This window comes from Pseudomonas sp. AC083 (genome assembly GCF_979253165.1).
Genome location: NZ_CEEDDH010000020.1, coordinates 37,173 through 60,532 on the forward strand (window position 1 = coordinate 37,173; position 23,360 = coordinate 60,532).

Below are 23,360 nucleotides of genomic sequence, written 5' to 3' on the forward strand. Positions count from 1 at the left end.
CAACTAAGACCAGAACCCTTTATGCGGCTCAGCCGCCTCTGCCTCCAGCATCGGCCCGAAGACACTGACCGTGCGCTGCCCTCTGGCAAACACTTCGCGACACGGCAACGAGAACGTCGGGTTCTCCGGATGATCGCCGGTCAGCCCGAGCAAAGCATGTTCCGACAACGCATACACCACTCGCCCGACACCGGTCCAATACACCGCGCCCGCGCACATGCAGCAAGGTTCGGCGCTGGTGTACAGCGTGCACGCCTCCAGCTCCGTGGGTGACAACCGCTTCGCCGCCGCAGCGACCGCGACCAGTTCGGCATGCTGGGTGGGATCACCTTCCGGCGGCATCGAATTGTTGCCCGCTTCGGCAATGACCTTGCCGTCGCGGTCCGCCACCAGCGCCGCGAACGGGTGCCGGCCACGTTGTTTCGACGCCTGCGACAGGGCGATGGTCTGGCGCAGCAATGCCAGGTCCAGATCGCTGACGCCGGCCGGGACAAGCTGAGTGAATTGATTCATGGGTAACTCCTGGGCCGTGGGAAAAGACAAAGGTCAGTCAGCCAATTCGGCCGTGGAAGCGCCGACGGCGTCGGTCGATGGTTTTTGTTTGTTGAGCAGCACATTGAGCAGAATGGCGGTGATCGCACCGAGGAAAATGCCGCTATCGAGCACCAGTTTCAGCGTCGGGCCGACATGTTCGAACAGGGCCGGAAACGACATTGGCAGGACGCCGACGCTGACCGACACCGCAACAATGATGGCGTTGCGTGTACCTTCGAACTGCACCCGGGACAATTCCTGTATGCCCGCCACCGTGGTCATGCCGAACATGACGATCGCGCAGCCGCCCAGCACCGGCGTCGGCACCGCCGCAATCAGCGCGCCGAGCTTGGGGAACAAGCCCATCAACACCATGATCGCGCCAGCGGCGGCGACGACGAAGCGGCTCTTGATGCTCGAAAGCGCAATCAGGCCGGTGTTTTGCGTGAAGGCGTTGTAGGGAAAGCTGTTGAACACACCACCGAGCATGGTCGACAAGCCGTCGGCGCGGAAGGCGTTGCCGAGGGTCTGCTGCGTAGTCGGTTTGCCAACCAGTTTGCCGATGGCCAGGCAGTTGCCAGTGGTCTCGGCCATGATCACCAGCATCGCCAGGGTCATGATCAGAATCGGTACCAGAGAAAATTCCGGCGGACCGAACGCCATTGGCGCGCTCAACTCGAACCACGCCGCCTCGCTGACCCGATTGAAGTGCGTCATGCCGCAGGCGGCAGCGATCAGGCTGCCGACAAACAAGCCGATGAGCACGCTGAGGTTGCCGATGAAACCGCTGAATTTCGCATAAATCACCAGCGTCACACTGACCGTGGCCAGGCCCAGCAGCAGATTGGCCGGGCGACCGAAGTCAGGCGAATCGGGATTGCCGCCACCCAGCCAGATTGCCGCCGCCGGCATCAGTGAAATACCGATGATGGTGATCAGGCTGCCAATCACCACGGGCGGAAAGAATCGCAGCAAGCGGCTGAACACCGGCGCCAGTGCGATGGTCAGGAAGCCGGCGGCGATCACCGCCCCAAAGATCTGGCTGAGGCCGAACTCCTTGCCGATCATGATCATCGGCGCCAGCGCAATGAACGAGCAGCCCTGAATCAACGGTAACCGCACGCCGAACTTCCAGAAGCCGAGGGTCTGAATCAACGTCGCCACACCGGACGTCAGCAGGTTGGCGTTGATCAGTAAAACCACCTGGGCCGACGTCAGCCCCATCGCACTGCCGAGAATCAGCGGCACCGCCACCGCTCCCGCATACATCACCAGAACATGCTGCAGACCGAAGGTGACCAGCTGCCGCAGGGGCAACACCTCGTCGACCGGGTGAACGCGCTGTGTAGTCATGGCACAAGCTCCTGAAGGGGCAGCGTTGGTTGTAATCGCGGGCGCTCAGGGACAGATGCACAGAGAGAATCGGCCCCGGCGTTCGAAGACGCGGGGTCATCCTTGAATGTTTTTAACGATGAAACAAATTGGCAACCATCGCTTTTTTCGATGGCAAAGACGCGGCACAATCGCCGTCTCGCTCAACCTCGGAGTACACCGCGTGCGCTTCTCACTCGATCAGTTGCTGATGTTCGTCCAGGTGGTGAAAAGCGGCTCGTTCTCCGCCGCCGGGCGCAAGCTGGGCAAGACGCAATCGACCATCAGCGCAGCGATCGCCAATCTGGAAACCGACCTTGGCGTCGAGCTGTTCGACCGCCGCAATCGCAGCCCTGCCCTCACCGCCAGCGGGCATAAATTGCTGGTCCAGGCAGAGGCGGTACTGGAGCGCTGCATGACCTTCGAGGCCCACGCCGATTGCCTTTCCGATAGCGTCGAACCGAGCCTGACTCTGGCGATTGAAACGCCGTACGGCCCGATCATGCCGGTGCTGCAAGCGTTCGAGCGGGCCTTCCCGTTTGTCGATCTGATCATTCGCCACCCGGTCTACGGCGATGTCAGCGAACTGGTCAGCAGTGGCGAGGCGGTGCTGGGGGTGGCGTTTTCGCAGCCGGGCTATCCCCGGGAACTGGCGTTCCAGCAACTGGGCAAACTGATCATGCTGCACGTCTGCCATCCCGATCATCCGCTGGCGAAACTGGACAACGTCACCTTCGACGATTTGCACGTGCACCGGCGCCTGGCGTTCAGTGCGCACGCCAGCAAACTGCCGAGCAGTGAATACCTGCGTTCGACGCAACTGTGGCAAGCGGAAAGCTATCTGGCCCTGCTGGAAATGGTCCGCGCCGGCCTCGGCTGGGCGACCCTGCCGCGCCAACTGATCCAGCGTGAACTGGGCAATGGCGAACTGGTCGAGTTGCAGCTGTCGGCGTACCCGCATACCGACTGGCAAATCGGCGTCGACCTGTTATGGGCACGCCAACGGCCGCTGGGCACGGCCGAGCGTTGGCTGAAGGAAAAGCTGCAGGCCAACAAGGTTTATGAACGCGATCGCAACGGCCAGACCACCACGCTGTGATCATTTGGCAAACACCTGACTCATGTCCTTGAATGCCTTGAATTCCAACGCATTGCCGCAGGGGTCGAGTAGAAACATGGTCGCCTGTTCGCCGACCTGACCCTTGAATCGAATGTAGGGCTCGATCACGAATTGCGTGCCGAATGACTTCAGTCGCTCGGCCAGTGCCTCCCATTGCTCCCACTGCAAAATGATGCCGAAGTGCGGGACCGGTACGTCGTGACCGTCTACCGGGTTGCTATTAATGCTTTGCTGGGCAGCCGTTTTCGGCTGTTCGTGGATCACCAATTGGTGGCCGTAGAAGTTGAAATCGACCCATTGCGCGCTGGACCGCCCCTCCTCCAGGCCGAACACTTCACCGTAAAAACGCCGGCAAGCGGCGAGGTCGTAAACCGGGATGGCGAGGTGGAAAGGTGAAAGGCTCATCAGGCACTCCGGTAATCGCGTTGCTGGAGATATGGCAACGGCGCACCGCTGCTGATCGAGGATCGAAAACAGCCTAGATCAAAAACCCGCCAGACGCCGACCCGACATGTCACGAGAAGGCGCGGCTATCGATACGCGCCACGGCTATCCGCCCGGTTTCACTGCCCGCGCCTGACGACCTGTCGGTGACAATCCTCCGGGCTCAGCACGGCACCGCCTCTGGAGCGTACGACAATGGTTTCAACGGGCTCGGCCCGTTCATTGTCGAGCAGAATCGAATGCTCCTCGCCTTCCGCGAACAGGAAGCGCTCGCCCCACTGCCGCAGGCTGACGACGATTGGGAACACCGCGCGGCCCATGTCGGTGAGCACGTATTCCTTGTAGGCGCTGCCATCGGACGCGGGCTGAATCTGCAACACGCCGAGCTCGACGAGCATTTTCAGTTTGACCGTGAGGATGTTCTTGGCCAGGCCCAGACGTTTCTGGAATTCGCTGAACCGGCGCACGTCATCGAACGCATCGCGAATGATCATCAAGGCCCAGCGATCGCCAATGGCTTCGAGGGTTCGGGCCACCGGGCATTCGCTCTGCGCCAATGTTTGTTGTCGGGCCATGTGGTTCCTGATGGATCGGCTATTGAATGTGGTTGCATTTAACAACCCGAATGAATAAAGATCAACGCCTCGGTTTCAATTCAAAACCACACTACGAGGAAGCACGGATGCCCTGCCAGACGCGAACCCTGGTCAATGCGCAAGCCGCAACTGACAGCGCAACGACCGGGCTGAGTCGTTTGCAGACTTTGCTTTTTGCAATCACCTGCGCGATGGCGGTGGCCAACGTTTACTTCGCACAGCCATTGCTGGAATCGATGGCCGCCAGCCTCGGGGTTTCATCCGGTGCAATCGGCGTAGTGGTCACGGCCACGCAAGCCGGGTATGCGGTCGGGCTGCTGTTCATTGTGCCGCTGGGTGATCTGCTCGATCGAAAGAAACTCATCGTCAGCCAACTGCTGTTGTCTGCAACGGCGCTATGTGCCGTGGGCCTGTCCGAGAGCTGGGGAGTGCTGCTCGGCGCCATGATGCTGGTGGGTCTGCTGGCGGTGGTGGTGCAAGTGGTGGTCGCCTACACCGCCAGCCTTGCTCGCCCGCAGCAGCGCGGCGCCGCCGTAGGCACCGTCACCAGTGGCGTGGTACTGGGCATTTTGCTGGCGCGTTTCGTTTCCGGCGTAGTGGCTGATCTGGCCGGCTGGCGCGGCGTTTATTTTGTCTCGGCAGTCATGATGATCGGCTTGGCCCTGCTGTTATGGCGCACCCTGCCCGCCTCGGCAAAACCGCCCGCACAGGGCAGTTACTGGCGACTGCTGCGCTCGGTATTGGAATTGTTTTTGACTGAGCGGGTACTGCGCGTGCGCGGCATCTTCGCCCTGCTGATCTTCGCCGCCTTCAGTGTGTTGTGGACGTCGCTGGTGCTGCCGCTCAGCGCGCCGCCATTGTCGCTGTCGCATACGCAGATCGGCCTGTTTGGTCTGGCCGGAGTGGCGGGCGCGCTCGCCGCCGCACGGGCTGGGCGCCTGGCCGATCGCGGCTTGGGCAATCGCACCACTGGCATCGCCTTGGCGCTGCTGACGCTGTCCTGGCTGCCCATCGCATTTGTCGACAGTTCGCTGCTGGCGATGGCCGTCGGAGTGATCCTCCTAGACTTCGCCGTGCAAGCGGTGCACGTCACCAACCAAAGCCTGATCTTCGCCGCACGGCCCGATGCGCAGAGCCGACTGGTCGGTGCGTATATGTGCTTTTACTCGGTGGGCAGTGGTTTGGGCGCTATCGCGGCGACGTATACCTATGCGCACTCTGGCTGGGTGGCGGTGTGTTTTCTCGGAGGCGGGATCAGTGCTGTGGCGCTGATGTATTGGGTGTGGCTGGAGTACGTTTATTCACACGAATGAACCAATGTGGGAGCGAGCCTGCTCGCGAAGACGGAGCATCAGTCAGCACCGAATTGTCTGACCCGACGCCTTCGCGAGCAGGCTCGCTCCCACAGGGATTATTGGCCAGCAGTTACTTTCCCTCCTCAGGCTTCTCGGTCTGCATCTGCACCGACGGTTTGCTTTTGTCACCGTCCTTGTTGGGTGCATCGTTGGAATCGAAGCAGCCGCTCAACAGAAACATCGAGCAGAACCCCAGACATACGCAGATTTTTTTCATGACGATCTCCTGTCAGCAGTGGTATCGCTACCCGGTTCAAGCTTGACCTTGATCCAGCCGGATTGATGTTGATCAAACGCCTTGAACGCCGAAATCGCGTCAGTCAAAGGCTCGTCCTGAGTCAGCACTTTCGCTGGATCGACGCGCCCGGCGAGGGTCATTTTGATCAGCTTGGGAATGTATTTGCGGTGATGACAGTTGCCCATGTTGATGCGTACGTTCTTGTTCATCGCCTCACCGATCGGGAAGCTGTCGAACCCGGCGGGATAGACACCGATGATGGAAATCGTGCCGGCCTTGGCCACAGCCTTGACCGCCCACTCCAGTGCCTGCGCCGGCGCATCGCCCGGTTGCCACTGCGCAGGATGATGATGGCCGTGATGGGAATGGTTGGCGTCGATGCCCACGGCTTCGATCACCCGATCGACGCCAATTTCAGCAGTCAGGCGCGCAATGGTTTCAACTGGATCTTCTTTCTCGAAGTTGATGCACTCGGCACCCAAAGCCTGCGCGCGAGCGAGGCGATCTTCCAGGCCATCAATGGCGAACACCCGGCCGGCGCCCATCAGTTTCGCGCTGATAATCGCAAACAGTCCGACCGGCCCGCAGCCGAACACCGCCACCGTGTCGCCGTCCTTGATCCGCGCCATGTCGGCGCCGAACCAGGCAGTGGGAAAGATATCCGACATGGCAATCGCCTGATCGTCGGTGATGGCGTCCGGCAGTTTGATCAGACCAATGTTGGCGAAAGGGATGCGCGCTTTCTCGGCTTGCAGGCCATCGAACGGCCCGGTGGTTTTCGGCCCGCCAAAAAATGACGTGCCAGCGGTTTTACCGTTGGGGTTGGCCACGTCGCACTGGGCGAAATAGCCGGCGCGGCAGTACGAGCAGTTGCCGCAGGCAATGGTCGAAGGAATCAGCACGCGATCGCCAACCTTGAGATTGCGCACGTCTTCGCCAAGTGCTTCGACAATCCCCACACCTTCATGCCCGAGGATCGTACCGGGCTGCATGTCCGGCGCACTGCCGCGAATAAAATGCAAATCAGTGCCGCAAATGGCCGACGCGGTCAGCCTGACAATGGCATCGGTCGGCGCTTGAATGGTTGGCTCGGGCACATCGTCCAGGCGGATGTCCCCGACGCCATGAAATACAACAGCTTTCATCGTTCACCTCCCATTTTCCGGATGTGCGCAAATCAGGATTCTTAACCCTTACTGTGTTCCGGCGACGAAGGCCCTTCCTTGACGCCGCGCGGGCCGGCGATGCCCCACACGATCAGGCCGAGCACCGGGAATACGATCAAACCGATCGCCCAGGCGGCTTTGACGCCGACGCTTTTGTTGCTGCGAAACACACTGACAATCGCCCACAGATCGACCAGCAGAATGATCACCGCCACGGCGATGGAGAAGTAACTGGCTGCCTCGTTCATTTCGCAATCCTCCGATGACTTGTAAGCATTGGGCTGTGAGGCTTTTTCAGCGTTCAAAAAAATTGCGGCCGTGCGGCGTCAAAGGTTCAGCCGCCTTCCGGATCCTGGCGGATCACGGAAATCTTGCCGTTGCGTTCGATGATTGCGAATTTGATCTGGTCGATGGTTTCTATGCCCTGACTGGAGCGCGCCGCCTCCATGACATCTGCCTCGACCAGCCGCGCATGGCGCAGGCGCCGGTGCAACAGCTTGCCATTCTCGACAATGATCGTCGGCTCGCCATCAATCAGCCGCGACACCCAACTGGAACGCTGTTTGAGCAGGGAAAAACCGACATCCACAGCGATCAGCGTAATGATCACCAGAAACGCATTGGTTAGAGAAAAATCATCACCGAGCAGCGCTTGCTGGGTGGCTTCACCGATGATCATCAGCAGGACGAAATCAAACGTCGTCAGCTCGGCCAGCGAACGCCGGCCGGCAATTTTGAACAGCACCATCAGTGCCAGATACATCGCGAGTGCGCGCAACACCGAGTCCATGGGTCACCTATGGATAAATGAATTGAGTGAGCTTCACTTCGCTCGAGCCCGGCACGCGGATATGGCTGCGAAACAGGCCCAATCCGTCACCGCGCAGCGTCACATAGAGCGTCGCCTGGCCCTGGGCATCTGCCTGCAACCACAAGCGCATGCCCTGTTTTGAGCTGCGCATACGCACCGGGGCCGGTTGCATGGTTTCGACGCTGAAGCCATCGAGCATCTCGCCACCGATGTCGAGTTCGACAGTGGCATCAGGCGCCGTGTGCACGCTGAGTTTCAGCGGGTTGGTCGAGCCGTTGCGATGGAACATCTCGTATTCGATCTGGACTTTACCGTCATCGCTGCGAGCGTCCTGCGAACTGAGCACGCCCCGGGAAAACAGCCCCAGCAGGCCCAGCAGCATGCACAGCACCAACAGGTACCAACCGATGTGCTCGAAGCGCCAGACCTTCAACTGATAGGCCATGTCCTCCTGCACCGGGAACTGCCGACTGCGCAGATCTGGATGGTCAGCGTCGTGCTTCATCGGCGCCACCCTCCTTCGCCGCGCAAGGCGCGACGGTGATAATCGGGCAACTGCTGCAGGGCGAATTCAGAAGCGAGGGTCTGCACTTCACTGCGCGATCCGGCAAACCATTGCTGGGTGCTGAACAGAAAATGTTTGTCATCGAACTGGAACGCCCAGGCGAAACACACCGTACCGGCCTTGATGCCGTCCATATCGTCGGGTCCGAGAATGCCGGTGGTGGCGACGGCAACGTTGGCGGTGCTGTCGCGCAACGCACCGATGGCCATTTCACTGGCCACTTCCACGCTGGTCAGATTGAAGGTGGCCATGGTCGCCGGGCTGACGTGCAGCAGGCGCTGCTTGGCTTGCGGCGAATAGACCACATAGCCGCACTCGATCAGCTCGCCGCTGCCGGGTACTTCCGACAGCAACATGACGATCTCCCCGGCCGTGCAGGATTCGGCGGTGGTGATGATCAGTGAATGTTGGCGCAGGTATTCAATCGTTTCCTTGGCAATGGACATGGCATGCTCTCGAAGCTGTTATTGCCGGTTGACCGCTCGCTGCGCGGATCATTCCGCCGGATTGGATGAGCGTGTAAGCGCCTCTTGCAGAGAAAGTTTTCCGCCCCGTTCGGCGCGATCACCTACCCTCATAGACTGTGTAATCCACTCGAGCCCGCCGCCCCCATGCGTTGTTCATTCAAGTCATTGTTTTTGATTCTGTTGCTGCTACTGATGCCGGGCAGCGCTGCGCTGTGGGCGGCGGATGTTGCCGCGCCGGCAAACTCCGGCGCAGCGCCAATGCCGGTGATTTCGCAAAGCGATCTGCAAGCCCTGCAACAACGCCTCGACGGGCTCAAGCAGCAGATTTCGGCGGCAAACAATTACAACCAGCTCGAAGGCCCGCAGGATCGGGTGCAGGCGTTCATTCTCGATGTCGATCGATTGTCAGCAGCGCTGTTGCCGCAACAGGCGCAACTGGCGGTGCAACTGGGCGTGCTCGGCACCGCTCCAGACGCCGAGGTGGCCGCCGAGCAAGCCGATATCGTCGCCCAGCGGGCGGCGCTGGCGGAGCAGAAAAGCAAGATCGATGGCACCCTGAAAAGCCTCGCCGCACTGAAACAGAACGCCGCCGACCTGATCACGCAAATCGCCGGCATCCGCCGCACCCTGCTGGAAAGCGAACTGACCCTGAGCACGCGCAGCGTATTGAGCCCGTATTTCTGGGCACCGCTGGTCAATCCAAGCGAAGACGACCGCCAGCGCCTGCGACTGTTCGTCGAGCAGGTGGCTGACGTATGGGCCACGGTCTGGGCGCCGGGCGAGCGGTTTTACACCTGCGTACTGGTGCTGTTGGCGCTGCTGATCTGGACCTTCGGCCGACGTCTGGCTGAGCGCGGGCTGACCTGGTTCTGCATTCATCGCGTGGCGGAGGGCCGACTGCGCAGAAGCGCTTTGGCCTTCGCCTCAGCCATAGCGACGTTCGTCACCACCGCCATCGCCCTGAAGCTGTTGTTCTACGCCTGCACCCGCCACGACGCACTGCCGCCGGTGCTGGAAACCTTCTCCGAAGAGTTCGAGAAAGTCGTCTATGCCTGCGTGCTGATCACCGGGCTCAGCCGCGCATTGCTCTCCACCGCGCACCCGTCCTGGCGCCTGCCGTCGATTGCCGATCCAGTGGCGCTGGCTCTCAAGCCTTATCCGCGAATCCTCGCCTGCTCGTTGCTGGTGTTGGTGACGCTGGTGCAAGTCGCCAATGCCACAGGCATGAGCAGCCACATCGTGATGGCCGGGCGCGGCGTGATTTCCATTGTGGTGTTGGCGATCATCGGCACGATGCTGTTGCGCGTCGGCAAAGTGCGCAAGGCTTTGGTCGCAGCCAATGACGCGTCGGCTACGAATAGCGTGTTCGCCGGGCTGATCTACAGCGTCGCCAGTCTCTCGATGTTGGTGACGGCTATTGCGCTGCTGGCCGGCTATGTTTCGCTGGCACGGTTCATCAGTTATGAGCTGGTGTGGGGCTATGTCGTGCTGTCGGGCTTCTACTTGCTGATTCAGCTGGTCAAGGACGCCTGTGAGCACCTGTTTTCGCCGAAACACGCGAGCGGCCAGGCGCTCAAGCAATTGCTCGGCGTCAGCGACCGGCGCCTTGAGCAGACGTCGATCCTGTTGTCCGGGGTCAGCCGCGCCGGCCTGATGCTGATGGCGCTGATTTCGTTGTTTGTCGGCGGCATCGGCACCACGCTGGGCCAACTGGTCACCAACATCATGTCGATCCTCGGCGGCGCCGGGTTGCGCAAGCTGAATATCGTCCCGGCGCATCTGCTCAACGCACTGCTGGCACTGCTGATTGGCATCTGGCTGATCCGTGCATTAAGCCGCTGGCTCGACAACGAGTTCCTGCCCAAGACCGACATGGACCCGGGCATGTGCGCGTCACTGAGCACGCTGTTTTCCAATATCGGCTACGCCTTTGTGATTCTGCTGACGCTGTCGTCGCTGGGCGTGCAGTGGACCAACCTGGCGTGGATCGTCAGTGCGCTGTCGGTGGGTATCGGCTTCGGCTTGCAGGAAATCGTCAAGAATTTCGTCTCCGGCCTGATCCTGCTCACCGAGCGCCCGGTCAAGGTCGGCGACCTGATCAGCATCAGCGGCGTCGAGGGCGACATCCGCCGGATCAACGTGCGTGCCACGGAAATCCAGCTCAGCGACCGCTCGATCGTGATCGTGCCCAACTCGCAGCTGATCTCGCAGAACCTGCGCAACGTTACCCTCGGCGGCAGTGCTCAAGGTGTGGCATCGCTGGAGCTGATGTTTCCACTGGATATCGATCCTGAGCAGGTCAAACAACTGCTGCTCGACGCCTATCATGAGAACGAAACCATCCTCGATAAACCGGCACCATTCGTGCGCTTCAGCAAATTGTCGCCGGACGGCATAACCCTCACGGTCACCGGCTATGTCGGCAGCCCGAGGATCGTCGGGCTGACCAAGAGCGATTTGTTGTTCGAAGTGTTGAAGCGGTTGGGTGCGGCGGGCATTGCGCTGGCGAAGCCGCCAGCGGCGTGATTCGGTTAGCGCTTGCCCGAGTTGTCGATGCGGGCCGTGCTGCTGCGTGGTGTCAGCTCGAACGGCAAGACGACATGCCGCTCTGTCAGCGGCTGTTTTTCGATCAGCGCAATCAACATCTCGACCGCCTTGGCCCCGAAGGCCTCGGCCGGTTGCGAGATGGTGGTCAGCGGCGGATCGCAGTACGCAGCCATGGGAATGTCATCGAAACCCACCAAGGAAATATCCTCGGGCACACGCAGCCCGGCCTGCCGGATGCGCTTGAGCGCACCAATGGCCATTTCATCGTTTTCGCAGAACAGCGCGCTCGGCCGCTCGGCCAAGCCGAGCATCTTTTGCGCGCCTGCATAACCTGCCTCGAGGCTGAAATTGCCATGGCAGATCAGTGCTTCATCGAAGGCAATCCCGGCTTCGCGCAATGCCGCTTCGTAACCCGCCAATCGATCCAAAGTCAGCGGGCTGTTTTTCGAGCCTTTGATCAGGCCGATGCGTCGGTGTCCCAATGCGATCAGGTGTTCGGTCATGGCTTTGGCGGCGGCAACGTTGTCCAGGCTGATGGTTGGATAACGCCCGGCCTTGAGCACTTCGCAGGCGTTAACGATCGGCGGCACATCGGCGTCGGCCGGGGCGTTTTCGAAAGGATCGTAGGCGCGCAACTGGATCACCCCGTCGGCCTGATAGGCGTATACCAGCTCGGCGAATTGCCGCTCCAGTTCTTCCCGGCCCTGGGTGTCGCACAGCAGCAGGCGATAACCGGCCGCCTGCGCCGCTTGCTGCGCGCCGCTGATGACCCGGGCAAAAAAGGTGTTGGCGATGGTCGGCACCAGAATCACCAGATTGCCGGTGCGCCGCGAGCGAAACTGCACGGCCATCAGGTTCGGCCGATAGCCAGCCTGCTCCACCGCAGCCATGACGCGCTCACGGGTTGGCGCGAGCACGCGCTCGGGCGATTTCAAAGTCCTCGAAACCGTCGCCACGGAAACCCCGGCCAGCCGAGCCACTTCGCGAATATTGGACAAAAACACCTCGTTGATTCATGCCGATCAGGCGCGGAGCTTACCGCAGGCGACGAGCGATCGAAACGCTGTCGATCATCCGCTGGCATTTGACACTCGGCTAATTCAAGCCTAGATTTCGCCCACGATGTAACCGGTTACATCACATATCAACATTGCATCCAGCTACCGAGACGACCGCCATGTACGCTGCCGCAAAAATAAGAATGGGTTTTGTTGGAGGCGGTGAAGGTTCATTCATTGCCCGTGCCCACCGGCAAGCCGCCGGGCTCGATGGACGCTTCGAACTGGTCTGTGGCGCGTTCAGCCGCGACTCGGAGAATAATCAGCGCACCGCCGCGGCGTTGGGTGTCGCGGCCGAGCGTTGTTACGACGACTGGCAAACCCTGCTCGCCCGCGAGGCCGCCCTGCCCGCCGAGCAGCGCATGCAACTGCTGGTCATCGTCACCCCCAATCATTTGCACGCCCCGATTGCCCGCGAAGCATTGAGCGCCGGTTTTCACGTGTTCAGCGAGAAACCCGCGGCGCTGAACCTCGCCGAGGTGCAGGCGCTGCACTCGGTGGTCATCAACAGCCAGCGAATTTACGGGCTGGCACACACCTACCTCGGTTACGCGATGGTCTGGCAGGCCCGCGAAATGGTCGCCAGCGGCGTGCTCGGGCGCGTGCGCAAAGTCCTCGTCGAGTACCCGCAAGGCTGGCTCAGCACCGATGTCGCCGGGCAGGGCAACAAGCAGGCCGGCTGGCGCGACGACCCGACGCAATCCGGGATCGGCGGCTGCATCGGCGACATCGGCACCCATGCGTTTTCCCTCGCCGAGTTCGTTGCCGGCCAGTCGATCCAGTTCATCAGCGCGATGCTTGGCGCCCATGTCGAGGGGCGGCAACTGGATGACGATGTGGCGATGCTGTTCAAAATGCGCGACGGCGCCAGTGGCGTATTGCTCGCCAGCCAGGTCTGCGCCGGTGAAGAAAACCCGCTGAAGATCCGCGTCTACGGTGACAAGGGTGGGCTGGAGTGGCGCCAAGAGGACCCGGCCAGCCTGATTCATCGACCGTTGAACGAGCCGATGCGCGTTCTGCGCTCCGGGGTCGGTCAGCCGTGGCTGTGTGCCGCCGCAACCCGACGCATGCGCCTGCCTGCGGGGCATCCCGAAGGTTATCTGGAAGCCATGGCCAACCTGTACGGCGATCTCGCCGAAGCGATTGTGCATGGCGCCGAGGGCCATCAGGCTCCAGGCGTACCGGGCATCGAGACCGGCCTGCGCGGCATGGCCTTCATTGAAACCGCGATCGCCAATCACCTTGGCAATGAAAAGTGGAGCGAGATACCCGGCCCACTGACAGGAGCCCAGCACAATGCACAGTGATCAGCAAAATTCGACTGGCCTGAAAGGTCCGGGGATTTTCCTCGCGCAATTCATCGCCGACGAAGCGCCTTTCGACTCCCTCGCCAACATCGCCGAATGGGCCGCTTCGCAAGGCTACAAAGCCATCCAGGTACCGACCCTCGGCACGCGGTTCATCGATTTGCAGCGCGCCGCTGAGAGCCAGGATTACTGCGACGAACTCAGCGCAGTCTGCGCCCGCGCCGGTGTGGTGATCAGCGAGTTGTCGACGCACCTGCAAGGGCAATTGGTCGCGGTGCATCCGGCGTTCGACAGCCTGTTCGACGACTTCGCCCCGCCAGCGTTGCGCGGCAAGCCGCAGGAGCGCACCGAATGGGCCATTGAGCAGTTGAAACTGGCCGCTCGTGCCAGCAAGCGTTTGGGACTTACGGCCCATGCGACCTTCTCCGGCGCCCTCCTCTGGCCTTACGTGTATCCGTGGCCACAGCGTCCGGCCGGTTTGGTCGAGCAAGGTTTCGCCGAACTGGGCAAACGCTGGCTGCCGATTCTCGACTGCTTCGAAGAGGCTGGCGTTGATCTGTGCTACGAAATCCATCCCGGCGAAGACTTGCATGACGGCGCGTCGTTCGAGCAGTTTCTTGAAGCGGTGAATCATCACCCCCGCGCCGCAATTCTGTATGACCCGAGCCACCTGCTGCTGCAGCAAATGGACTACCTCGGCTTCATCGACCGCTACCACCAACGCATCCGCATGTTCCACGTCAAGGATGCCGAGTTCCGCCCCGATGCGCGCTCCGGTGTCTATGGCGGCTATCAGGGCTGGGTCGAGCGTCCCGGGCGCTTTCGCTCGCTGGGCGATGGCCAGATCGATTTCAAATCGATCTTCAGCAAATTGTGCCAATACGACTTCAACGGCTGGGCCGTGCTGGAGTGGGAGTGCTGCCTGAAAGACTCCGCACAGGGCGCGGCGGAAGGCGCGGCGTTCATCGAGCGACACATGATCAGCAAGACCGCCAAGGCCTTCGACGATTTCGCCGGAGTCAGCGCTGACGCTGCTTCCAACCGACGCCTGCTCGGTCTGACTGACGATTGATTCATCCGCGTTACCGACATAAAAACAATACGGTGATCTGAAATGAACGTAATGAATGCGCGACTCAGCGTGATGATGTTTTTGCAGTTCTTTATCTGGGGCGGCTGGTTCGTCACCCTCGGCACTTTTCTGGCGACAACGCTGGCCGCCAGCGGTGGTCAGGTCGGCATGGCCTTCGCCACGCAATCCTGGGGCGCGATTCTGGCACCGTTTGTCATTGGCTTGATTGCCGACCGGTTCTTCAACGCCGAACGCATTCTGGCAGTGCTGCATCTGCTTGGCGCAGTGTTGCTTTATCAGCTCTATCGCGCGGCAGACTTCAGCGCGTTTTATCCCTATGTGCTCGCCTACATGATGGTCTACATGCCGACATTGGCACTGGTGAATGCCGTGGCGTTCCGCCAGATCAAAGACCCGGCGCTGGAATTCTCGCGCATTCGCGTGTGGGGCACGGTGGGCTGGATCGTCGCCGGCGTGGTGATCAGCTTCGTGTTCGCCTGGGACTCGCAGCAAAGCATCGCGGCTGGAGGCTTGCGCAATACGTTCCTGATGTCCGCCGGCGCGTCGCTGTTGCTGGGGCTTTACAGCTTCAGTCTGCCGAACACTGCGCCGCTGAAAAGCGCAGCGGGCTCATCAAGCCTCAAGCAGATGCTCGGCGTCGATGCGTTGGGTTTGCTCAAGGATCGCAGCTATCTGGTGTTCTTCCTCGCCTCGATCCTGATCTGCATTCCGCTGGCCTTCTATTACCAGAATGCCAACCCGTTTCTGGCCGAGATAGGCGTGACCAACCCGACAGCGAAGATGGCCATCGGTCAGGTGTCGGAAGTGCTGTTCATGTTGCTGTTGCCGCTGTTCATCCATCGCTTCGGCATCAAGATCGCCCTGCTGGTCGGCATGGCTGCCTGGGCGTTGCGCTACGTGCTGTTTGCGTTCGGCAATGACGACGATCAGGCATTCATGCTGCTGATCGGCATTGCCCTGCACGGTGTGTGCTATGACTTCTTCTTCGTGTCCGGGCAAATCTACACCGATGCCAAGGCACCGGAACGCTTCCGCAGCTCGGCGCAAGGTTTGATCACCTTGGCTACGTACGGATTGGGCATGTTGATTGGTTTCTGGATCGCGGGACGGATTACCGACCACTTCACATCAAGCGCGGGGCATGACTGGAGAAGCATCTGGCTGTTCCCAGCCGGTTTTTCCGTGGCGGTGTTGCTGTGTTTCTGGGCGACATTCAAGAGCCGCGACCGCGACAAGGCTGTGCTGCCGAGTGCGGTTTAGAGCAGAGTTGTAATGCATGAATAGAACGAATGCCGCCTGTGGTTGAGGCGGCATTCGTTATCGATGCTCATCGTTGCGCTCAAGCGGTGCGACGTTCGAGCAGACGGTCAGCGCCACCTTCGGCGACCCGATTGCCTTGCAGATGATCGGAGCCATCAGAGGCTACTGCATCGCTGAACAGTGGATCGGTTTCGGTTGCGGCTACTGCGTCGCTGAACAAGCGGTCTGTTTGAGTGGCGGCCGCGACCGCATCACTGAACAGCTGGTCGGTTTCGGTGGCGGCGAAGGCATTCAGTGCAAAAACCGAGAAAGCGATACCGAGGATAGTCTGGCGTTTCATGATGATGTGCTCCGAGTTGCAGTGGTTGGGTATGGAGCCGATCTTACGCCGCACCGTGGATATGAGAACTTCATTGACTTAATGGTTGCTATTGACGCAATCAATGATTGAAGAAACGAAGGCCGCTTTTTATCACACCGTTAAGCTGTTGCTTACACATCCAGGCGAAACGCCCTACAACATGCAAAGCACCAAACTGACAAGTCGTACTTCTGACAGTTTACCCAAATAAAAAAGACCCGAATCGATCGAAACCGAAACGGGTCTTCCCCACTCAGACGAGCCTTATTTCAGGTCGTCAAAGCGGTCTCGCAGGAACTCGTCAAAGCGCAAGGCTTTCAACAATCTCCATACAAGGCTCAGCGTACGCAGCAAAAGCTTCATACGTTTTGGCCTCCAGGGCTAGCGGCCAAACCTCCAGCAAACTTACCGGACCATGCGTGCCTTCAGCCGACTGGCTAGGGTGGCTGGTGAGGCGGCCGGTTGAAATCCCTTCGAGACATCATTCCGGCACGGGTGCGAATCCGCGTCGAAGGGCGTAAAAACTTTTGCGCCCCCAGCCAAACCTCTCCGCCGCTCTATCAGTTGAGCGCGGGCATATTAACCTGAAAACTCCAGGACAAAAGCGTCACTCACACCGTTATTCATCAAACACCGACACGCCTTTGTTAAATGTTATTTCTGCCAGACAACTTTCAACAAACATAAACATATAAACTCTTCGCAGGGCCGAAGACGCACTTGTTTCGAACGGCTGTTCAACCGTTGCAAGGAACGGTAAAACTCCATACCATGGCAATCCTGGTTAGGGTGGCTGGTGCAGCACCTGGCTTCGATCGCAAATCGAGGCCTACTAAAAAACCGCCCCGCGAAGGCGGTTTTTTTTCGCCTGCATTTTCTGGTAACGCCCGAACCAAGACACCCTGTCTGACTCGCCCCCTCTCACCTGCACAAATCTTCTAAACACTCTCCTCCGCCACGCGGTATTTTAAAAACGCCCCTGCTCAACCGCCCCTGGAGTGCTCCCATGGACAAACGCAACTGGATCTCTCTCTCGCAGGATGTCGATACCGGGATCGAGTCGATTCGTGCGCATTTCCGTGGCCATGCCTACGATCCGCACTGGCATGACAGTTTTCTCGTCGGCGTTACCGAGCAGGGCGTCCAGCAATTCAACTGCCGCCGCGTGCGTCATCGCAGTACGCCGGGGCATGTGTTTCTGCTTGAGCCGGGAGAAATCCACGATGGCCATGCGCCGACCGAGGATGGCTTTACCTACTCGATGCTGTACCTCGATCCGCACTGGCTGGAGCGCGAACTGCACGCGCTGTTCGAAGAGGCGCCCGCCGACAGTCAGCCAGGCTTTGCCGACACCCTGAGCCACGATCCGCGCCTGTCGACGGCGATCGTGCGAGCCTTCCACGTGTTACATGACGGCGATCTGCGCATCGTCCGGCAGACTGCGCTGGATGGCCTGCTGGCGTCCCTCACCCGCCATCTCGACTGGCGCAAGCGTCAGGACTTCGATCCGCGCCTGCCACTGGTTGCGCAGGTTGCGCGCGACTATCTGCATGCCCACACCTACGAAGACATCGGCCTCGACGACCTAGCGCAAGCCTGTGGTGTCGATCGTTTTCGCCTGACCCGCGCGTTCAAGGCCGCTTTCGGTCTGGCACCCCACGCCTACCTGATCCAACTGCGACTGGCCAAGGCGCGGCAATTGCTCGCGCGCGGCGAGACGCCAGCGCAGGTGGCCAGCGTGCTTGGTTTTGCCGATCAGAGTCATCTGGGGCGCTGGTTCCGCCGCGCCTATCAATTGACCCCGGCGGACTACCGCAGACGCTGCTCAAATCTTCCAGACTGAGGCCCGCCCGCTGACGATCATGGTGTCCTGTTTCGACTTTCAGGAATTTGCACCATGGCTTCTTTACTGCCCTTTCTGCTGTTTGCTTTCGTCGCCTCGATCACGCCGGGGCCGACCAATATTCTGGTGCTGAGCCACAGTTCGCGGCGCGGATTGATTGCCACGTTGCCGATCATTTTCGGCGCCTGTGCGGCGGCGGCGCTGATTGTGCTGGTGGTCGGGCTCGGCGCTGGCGAAACCCTGTTGCGCTTTCCGCGCGTGCAGCAAGCCATGGCTTGGGCTGGTGTGCTCTGGTTGAGCTGGCTGGCGTGGCAGATCTTTCGCAGCCCGCCGCCATCGCTGGACCCGAATGCCGCCCAGGAACAAGGCTTGAGCGTATTCGGCGCGGCGCTGCTGCAACTGGTCAATCCGAAGGTGTGGATGATGGCCGTGGCCGTGGTCAGCGTATTCGTCGGTGGCGGCGACAAGACGCTGCGCCTGCTGGTGTTGTCGCTGGCGTTTCTGCTGGTATCGTTGCCGTGCATGACGCTCTGGGCATTGCTCGGCGTCGGCAGCACGCGGTTGCTCAGCTCACCGCAAGCGTTCAAGCGCATGAACGCGGCACTGGCCCTTCTTCTGCTGCTCTCGGCCTGGCTGGCCGTGTTGATCTAATGCCCGGTGGCTTGCCGGTATTCGCGTGGTGTAAACCCGGTCGAGGCCTTGAACTGACGGGTGAAAGCGCTGTGATCGGTGTAGCCGCATTGCAGCGCAACCTCGGTAATCGGCAAGTCGCTGTGCAGCAATCGATGCGCGTGTTCCAGGCGGACTTTCTGAATCATCTGCCGTGGTGTCAGGTGGAAAACGCGTTTGCAGTAGCGTTCCAGTTGCGCCACGGAAATCCCGGCGATCCGCGTCAGTTCACCCAGCGTCACCCGCCGGTTGAAGTTGCCGCGGATGTATTCATCGACCGCCGCCAGGCGCTCGAACGCCGGGTGGGTTTCACTGGCTGACTGCAGATCCACCGAGATCCCCACCAGGCCGATGATCGTCCCGTCACGGTTGTAGATCGGCCGCTTGTGGGTCAGGCACCAGCCCGGTTCGCGACTGCCATACAGATGCAGTTCGAGCTGATCCTCCAACACAAAACCTTCCTCCAGCACCTTGCGATCCTGCTCGGTGTAACCCGGGCCCAACTGCGCCGGGAAAACCTGCGCACTGGTTTTGCCGAGCAACGGGCGCAGGTCTTTCAAGCCACAACGCTGCACCAGCGTGCGGTTGGCCAGCACATAGCGCGCGTGCAGATCCTTGATGAAGATCGCCGCATTGGGGATCACATCGAGTATCGGCAACAGCTGCGCGGCACCGGCGACCATCGCTTCGAGGGTCTGCGGACGCAAGCCGTCAGTGCCCTGGCACAGGATCGAAAACGCTGACTGCATCAAACACTTCCCCTCGAATTGAACCACCGCAAATGTCACTCGCCAGCAGATTGCAGCAACGTCGCGGCCCTGTCGAGGCCGCGGATTCATCGGCGCCATTGTGCTGAATTCGTCATCGATCCCGGCATAAAACATCAATCGCCGCCACTGCCGAGCGGTGCAAAGTCTGCTCGTCCCCGTGACACAACTGCCTATCCAATAACTCACAAGAAGGCGATGCCATGTCAGGCCAAGGCAAGTTCAAAAAACAGCTTTCATTGATCGACCTCACCTTTATCGGACTCGGCGCGATCTTCGGCTCCGGCTGGTTGTTCGCCGCCAGCCATGTCTCGGCGATTGCCGGTCCGGCGGGGATTTTTTCCTGGTTGCTGGGCGGTTTCGCCGTGTTGCTGCTGGGCATCGTCTACTGCGAACTGGGCGCGGCATTGCCCCGTGCCGGCGGTGTGGTGCGCTACCCGGTTTATTCCCACGGCCCGCTGCTCGGCTACCTGATGGGCTTCATTACGCTGATTGCGTTTTCCAGTCTGGTGGCGATCGAAGTGGTCGCCTCGCGCCAATACGCGGCGGCGTGGTTTCCCGGCCTGACCAAGGCTGGCAGTGGCGATCCGACGATCCTCGGCTGGCTGGTGCAGTTCGGCCTGCTCTGCGTGTTTTTCCTGCTCAACTACCGCAGCGTGAAGACCTTCGCCAAGGCCAACAATCTGGTCAGCGTGTTCAAATTCATCGTGCCGCTGCTGGTGATCGGCGTGCTGTTCACCTTCTTCAAACCGGAAAACTTTCAGGTTCAGGGATTCGCTCCATTCGGCCTGTCCGGCGTGGAGATGGCGGTCTCTGCCGGGGGGATCATCTTTGCCTACCTGGGCCTGACGCCGATCATTTCCGTGGCCAGCGAAGTGAAAAATCCACAGCGCACCATTCCCATTGCGCTGATTCTTTCGGTGCTGCTGTCGACTCTGATCTACGTGCTGCTGCAAATGGCCTTTCTCGGCAGCATCCCGACTGAGATGCTCGCCAACGGCTGGGCCGGTATCAGCAAGGAATTCGCCCTGCCCTATCGCGACATCGCCCTGGCGCTCGGTGTCGGCTGGCTAGCCTATCTGGTGGTCGCCGATGCGGTGATCTCGCCGAGCGGCTGCGGCAACATTTACATGAACGCAACGCCGCGCGTGATCTACGGCTGGGCGCAGACCGGCACTTTCTTCAAGGTCTTCACCCACATCGATGAAAAGTCCGGCATCCCGCGTCCGGCGCTGTGGCTGACTTTCGCCCTGTCGGTGTTCTGGACCCTGCCATTCCCGTCGTGGGAAGCGCTGATCAACGTGGTCTCCGCCGCGCTGGTGTTGAGCTATGCGGTGGCGCCTGTATCGGTTGCGGCGCTGCGGCGCAATGCGCCGGACATGCCGCGCCCGTTCCGGGTCAAGAGCATGGGCCTGCTCGGGCCGGTGTCGTTCATCATCGCCGCGCTGATCGTTTACTGGTCGGGCTGGAACACCGTGTCGTGGCTGCTCGGCCTGCAAATCCTGATGTTTGTCATCTACCTGTTCTGCGGTCGCTTTGTGCCGACCGCACACCTGAGTCTGGCGCGTCAGGTGCGCTCATCGGCGTGGCTGATCGCGTTCTACGCGGTGACTATCGTGCTGTCGAAACTCGGCACCTTCGGTGGCCTGGGCATCCTCGCTCATCCGTTCGACACTCTTGTCGTCGCCGCTTGCGCCACCGGTATTTACTACTGGGGCGCAGCGACCGGCGTGCCTGCCCATCTGCTGCGCCTGGACGACGAGGACGAAGAAAGCGAAAGCCCTGCGCCCTCGCCCACCGTCAACGCCCGCCCTGCCGGCGCCTACTGAAATCATCCAACGGGATCTCTTCATGAAACGAGTACACGTCATTGATTCCCACACCGGCGGCGAGCCGACACGACTGGTGATGAGCGGCTTCCCCGAGTTGTCCGGCACCAACATGGCCGAGAAACGCGACGCCCTGCGCAGCCAGCACGATCAGTGGCGCCGCGCCTGTCTGCTCGAGCCACGCGGCAACGATGTGCTGGTCGGCGCGCTCTATTGCCCACCGGTGTCGGCGGACGCCACCTGCGGGGTGATCTTCTTCAACAACGCCGGATACCTGGGCATGTGCGGCCACGGCACCATTGGCCTGATCAATTCGTTGCAGCATCTGGGGAAAATCCAGCCGGGCGTGCACAAGATCGACACACCGGTGGGGCAAGTCAGCGCGACTTTGCATGACGATGGCTCGGTCACCCTGGGCAACGTGCCCGCCTACCGCTATCGCAAACAGGTACTGGTGGAGGTGCCGGGTTATGGCCGCGTGGTCGGCGATATCGCCTATGGCGGCAACTGGTTTTATCTGGTCTCCGAGCATGGCCAGAGATTAACGATGGACAACGTCGAACACCTGACTGCGTACACCTGGGCGATGCTCAAGGCGCTGGAAGACCAAGGCATTTGTGGCGAAGACGGCGCGGTCATCGACCACATCGAACTGTTCGCCGATGACGATCAGGCTGACAGCCGCAACTTCGTCATGTGCCCCGGCAAAGCCTATGACCGCTCACCATGCGGCACCGGCACCAGCGCCAAACTTGCCTGCCTGGCCGCTGACGACAAGCTGCAAGCGGGCGCGCCGTGGATCCAGGCGAGCATTACCGGCAGCCAGTTCGAAGGGCGCTTCGATTGGGAAGGTGAACGCATTCGCCCGTTCATCACCGGCCGCGCCTACATGACCGCCGACAGCACCTTGCTGATCGACGACAGCGACCCGTTCGCGTGGGGCATCTGAGCCGCCACACCGCTTTTTCACCACGAATCAAACGAAATGCCAAGGAGTTGAACCATGAGCGACAACATCTTCACCGGTTGCATGCCGGCCCTGATGACCCCGTGCACCGCCCAGCGCAAACCGGACTTCGATGCGCTGGTGGCCAAGGGACGCGAGCTGATCGATGTCGGCATGAGCGCCGTGGTCTACTGCGGCTCGATGGGCGACTGGCCGTTGCTCACCGAAGCCGAGCGCCAGGAAGGCGTGGCGCGCCTGGTCGCTGCCGGGGTGCCGACCATCGTCGGCACTGGTGCAGTGAATACCCGGGAAGCGGTTTCCCACGCAGCGCATGCGGCGAAAGTCGGCGCGCAAGGCTTGATGGTCATCCCGCGCGTGCTGTCCCGTGGCGCTTCGGCGACGGCGCAAAAGGCCCACTTCGCCGCCATCCTGCAAGCCGCGCCGAACTTGCCGGCGGTGATCTACAACAGCCCTTACTACGGCTTCGCCACCCGCGCCGATCTGTTTTTCGAACTGCGCCGTGAATACCCGAACCTGATCGGCTTCAAGGAATTCGGCGGCGGCGCGGACCTGCGCTACGCGGCCGAGAACATCACCTCCAAGGATGACGACGTGACGCTGATGGTCGGCGTCGACACGCAAGTGGTGCACGGCTTCGTCAACTGCAACGCCACCGGCGCCATTACCGGCATCGGCAACGCCCTGCCCCGCGAAGTGCTGCAACTGGTGGCGCTGAGCAAGCAGGCCGCGCAAGGCGATGCCAAGGCCCGGCGCCAGGCGCGGGAACTGGAGTCGGCGCTGGCGGTGCTGTCATCGTTCGACGAAGGTTGCGATCTGGTGCTGTATTACAAGCACCTGATGGTGCTCAACGGCGACAAGGAATACACCCTGCACTTCAACGAAAGCGACGTGCTGAGCGACTCGCAACGGCGCTATGCCGAGAAGCAGTATTCGCTGTTCCGTCACTGGTACGAAAACTGGTCCGCCGAGCAGAACTTCGCCTGACCGCCACC

Annotated in this window: 24 protein-coding genes; 11 read left to right on the forward strand and 13 right to left on the reverse strand. The window is 60.7% G+C overall.

Annotated elements, in window-relative coordinates:
* Nucleotides 1–3 precede the first annotated feature (3 nt).
* Together AC0IXA_RS23480 and AC0IXA_RS23485 are read right to left on the reverse strand one after the other, a co-directional pair.
* Nucleotides 4–513, reverse strand: coding sequence for a nucleoside deaminase (locus AC0IXA_RS23480; protein ID WP_016774265.1), 510 nt, complete (start codon nt 511–513; stop codon nt 4–6).
* Nucleotides 514–546: 33 nt separating this feature from the next.
* Nucleotides 547–1,887: a nucleobase:cation symporter-2 family protein gene (locus AC0IXA_RS23485; RefSeq protein WP_471814584.1), complete on the reverse strand. Its 1,341-nt coding sequence runs from the start codon at nt 1,885–1,887 to the stop codon at nt 547–549.
* A gap of 202 nt (nt 1,888–2,089) precedes the next feature.
* Here AC0IXA_RS23485 and AC0IXA_RS23490 point away from each other — a divergent pair, with 202 nt between their 5' ends.
* Nucleotides 2,090–3,004 (forward strand): LysR family transcriptional regulator, encoded by a 915-nt coding sequence (locus AC0IXA_RS23490; RefSeq protein WP_471814585.1) that lies wholly within the window; start codon nt 2,090–2,092, stop codon nt 3,002–3,004.
* On the opposite strand, the gene AC0IXA_RS23495 is transcribed toward AC0IXA_RS23490, so the two are convergent.
* Nucleotides 3,005–3,430, reverse strand: coding sequence for a VOC family protein (locus AC0IXA_RS23495; RefSeq protein ID WP_024012539.1), 426 nt, complete (start codon nt 3,428–3,430; stop codon nt 3,005–3,007).
* 158 nt (nt 3,431–3,588) lie between these two features.
* Nucleotides 3,589–4,044, reverse strand: coding sequence for a winged helix-turn-helix transcriptional regulator (locus AC0IXA_RS23500; RefSeq protein ID WP_471814586.1), 456 nt, complete (start codon nt 4,042–4,044; stop codon nt 3,589–3,591).
* A 107-nt stretch (nt 4,045–4,151) separates the two neighbouring features.
* Here AC0IXA_RS23500 and AC0IXA_RS23505 point away from each other — a divergent pair, with 107 nt between their 5' ends.
* Nucleotides 4,152–5,378, forward strand: coding sequence for an MFS transporter (locus AC0IXA_RS23505; protein ID WP_471814587.1), 1,227 nt, complete (start codon nt 4,152–4,154; stop codon nt 5,376–5,378).
* Between the two features lie 112 nt (nt 5,379–5,490).
* Here AC0IXA_RS23505 and AC0IXA_RS23510 read toward each other — a convergent pair whose 3' ends face one another.
* From AC0IXA_RS23510 to AC0IXA_RS23535, 6 genes are all read right to left on the reverse strand, one after another.
* On the reverse strand, nt 5,491–5,637 hold the full coding sequence (locus AC0IXA_RS23510; protein ID WP_016774259.1) for a hypothetical protein: 147 nt from the start codon (nt 5,635–5,637) through the stop codon (nt 5,491–5,493).
* Entirely contained in the window at nt 5,634–6,803 is a 1,170-nt protein-coding gene (locus AC0IXA_RS23515; protein ID WP_471814588.1) for a zinc-dependent alcohol dehydrogenase, read from the reverse strand. The genes AC0IXA_RS23510 and AC0IXA_RS23515 overlap by 4 nt, the downstream gene beginning before the upstream one ends.
* A 41-nt stretch (nt 6,804–6,844) precedes the next feature.
* Nucleotides 6,845–7,072, reverse strand: a complete 228-nt coding sequence (locus AC0IXA_RS23520; protein WP_024012535.1) for a PLD nuclease N-terminal domain-containing protein — start codon at nt 7,070–7,072, stop codon at nt 6,845–6,847.
* An 86-nt stretch (nt 7,073–7,158) separates the two neighbouring features.
* Nucleotides 7,159–7,614: a DUF421 domain-containing protein gene (locus AC0IXA_RS23525; RefSeq protein ID WP_024012534.1), complete on the reverse strand. Its 456-nt coding sequence runs from the start codon at nt 7,612–7,614 to the stop codon at nt 7,159–7,161.
* 7 nt (nt 7,615–7,621) lie between these two features.
* Nucleotides 7,622–8,140: a hypothetical protein gene (locus tag AC0IXA_RS23530; RefSeq protein WP_264364934.1), complete on the reverse strand. Its 519-nt coding sequence runs from the start codon at nt 8,138–8,140 to the stop codon at nt 7,622–7,624.
* On the reverse strand, nt 8,137–8,646 hold the full coding sequence (locus AC0IXA_RS23535; protein WP_264364933.1) for a CinA family protein: 510 nt from the start codon (nt 8,644–8,646) through the stop codon (nt 8,137–8,139). Before AC0IXA_RS23535 ends, AC0IXA_RS23530 begins: the two co-directional genes overlap by 4 nt.
* A 165-nt stretch (nt 8,647–8,811) precedes the next feature.
* Between AC0IXA_RS23535 and AC0IXA_RS23540 the strand changes: the two genes are divergently transcribed.
* Nucleotides 8,812–11,193 carry a DUF3772 domain-containing protein gene (locus AC0IXA_RS23540; protein ID WP_471814589.1) on the forward strand — a complete coding sequence of 794 codons (2,382 nt, stop codon included), beginning with the start codon at nt 8,812–8,814 and terminating at the stop codon, nt 11,191–11,193.
* A gap of 5 nt (nt 11,194–11,198) precedes the next feature.
* Here AC0IXA_RS23540 and AC0IXA_RS23545 read toward each other — a convergent pair whose 3' ends face one another.
* On the reverse strand, nt 11,199–12,212 hold the full coding sequence (locus AC0IXA_RS23545) for a LacI family DNA-binding transcriptional regulator (RefSeq protein ID WP_471814590.1): 1,014 nt from the start codon (nt 12,210–12,212) through the stop codon (nt 11,199–11,201).
* Nucleotides 12,213–12,415: 203 nt separating this feature from the next.
* On the opposite strand from AC0IXA_RS23545, the gene AC0IXA_RS23550 reads away from it, so the two are divergent.
* Genes AC0IXA_RS23550 through AC0IXA_RS23560 form a run of 3 tightly spaced genes read left to right on the forward strand, consistent with a single transcriptional unit; the run spans nt 12,416 to nt 15,932 of the window.
* Entirely contained in the window at nt 12,416–13,579 is a 1,164-nt protein-coding gene (locus tag AC0IXA_RS23550) for a Gfo/Idh/MocA family protein (RefSeq protein WP_471814591.1), read from the forward strand.
* Nucleotides 13,569–14,651, forward strand: a complete 1,083-nt coding sequence (locus AC0IXA_RS23555; protein ID WP_471814592.1) for a sugar phosphate isomerase/epimerase family protein — start codon at nt 13,569–13,571, stop codon at nt 14,649–14,651. The genes AC0IXA_RS23550 and AC0IXA_RS23555 overlap by 11 nt, the downstream gene beginning before the upstream one ends.
* 42 nt (nt 14,652–14,693) lie before the next feature.
* Complete coding sequence (locus tag AC0IXA_RS23560) at nt 14,694–15,932, forward strand: nucleoside permease (RefSeq protein ID WP_110599063.1); 1,239 nt, start codon at nt 14,694–14,696, stop codon at nt 15,930–15,932.
* Nucleotides 15,933–16,011: 79 nt separating this feature from the next.
* Here AC0IXA_RS23560 and AC0IXA_RS23565 read toward each other — a convergent pair whose 3' ends face one another.
* Nucleotides 16,012–16,272: a hypothetical protein gene (locus tag AC0IXA_RS23565; protein WP_471814593.1), complete on the reverse strand. Its 261-nt coding sequence runs from the start codon at nt 16,270–16,272 to the stop codon at nt 16,012–16,014.
* Nucleotides 16,273–17,299: 1,027 nt separating this feature from the next.
* On the opposite strand from AC0IXA_RS23565, the gene AC0IXA_RS23570 reads away from it, so the two are divergent.
* Together AC0IXA_RS23570 and AC0IXA_RS23575 are read left to right on the forward strand one after the other, a co-directional pair.
* Entirely contained in the window at nt 17,300–18,136 is an 837-nt protein-coding gene (locus AC0IXA_RS23570; protein WP_471814594.1) for an AraC family transcriptional regulator, read from the forward strand.
* A 54-nt stretch (nt 18,137–18,190) separates the two neighbouring features.
* Nucleotides 18,191–18,787, forward strand: coding sequence for a LysE family translocator (locus AC0IXA_RS23575; protein WP_151550749.1), 597 nt, complete (start codon nt 18,191–18,193; stop codon nt 18,785–18,787).
* Here AC0IXA_RS23575 and AC0IXA_RS23580 read toward each other — a convergent pair.
* Nucleotides 18,784–19,554 (reverse strand): AraC family transcriptional regulator, encoded by a 771-nt coding sequence (locus AC0IXA_RS23580; RefSeq protein WP_130888640.1) that lies wholly within the window; start codon nt 19,552–19,554, stop codon nt 18,784–18,786. The genes AC0IXA_RS23575 and AC0IXA_RS23580 overlap by 4 nt on opposite strands.
* A gap of 221 nt (nt 19,555–19,775) precedes the next feature.
* On the opposite strand from AC0IXA_RS23580, the gene AC0IXA_RS23585 reads away from it, so the two are divergent.
* From AC0IXA_RS23585 to AC0IXA_RS23595, 3 genes are read left to right on the forward strand one after another with little or no spacing between them, the layout of a single operon-like run.
* Complete coding sequence (locus AC0IXA_RS23585; protein ID WP_217850050.1) at nt 19,776–21,401, forward strand: APC family permease; 1,626 nt, start codon at nt 19,776–19,778, stop codon at nt 21,399–21,401.
* Between the two features lie 22 nt (nt 21,402–21,423).
* On the forward strand, nt 21,424–22,350 hold the full coding sequence (locus AC0IXA_RS23590) for a 4-hydroxyproline epimerase (protein ID WP_471814595.1): 927 nt from the start codon (nt 21,424–21,426) through the stop codon (nt 22,348–22,350).
* Nucleotides 22,351–22,404: 54 nt separating this feature from the next.
* The gene (locus AC0IXA_RS23595; protein WP_110599051.1) at nt 22,405–23,352 is read left to right on the forward strand and encodes a dihydrodipicolinate synthase family protein; all 948 of its coding nucleotides are present in this window, start codon (nt 22,405–22,407) and stop codon (nt 23,350–23,352) included.
* The last annotated feature ends 8 nt before the right edge of the window (nt 23,353–23,360 follow it).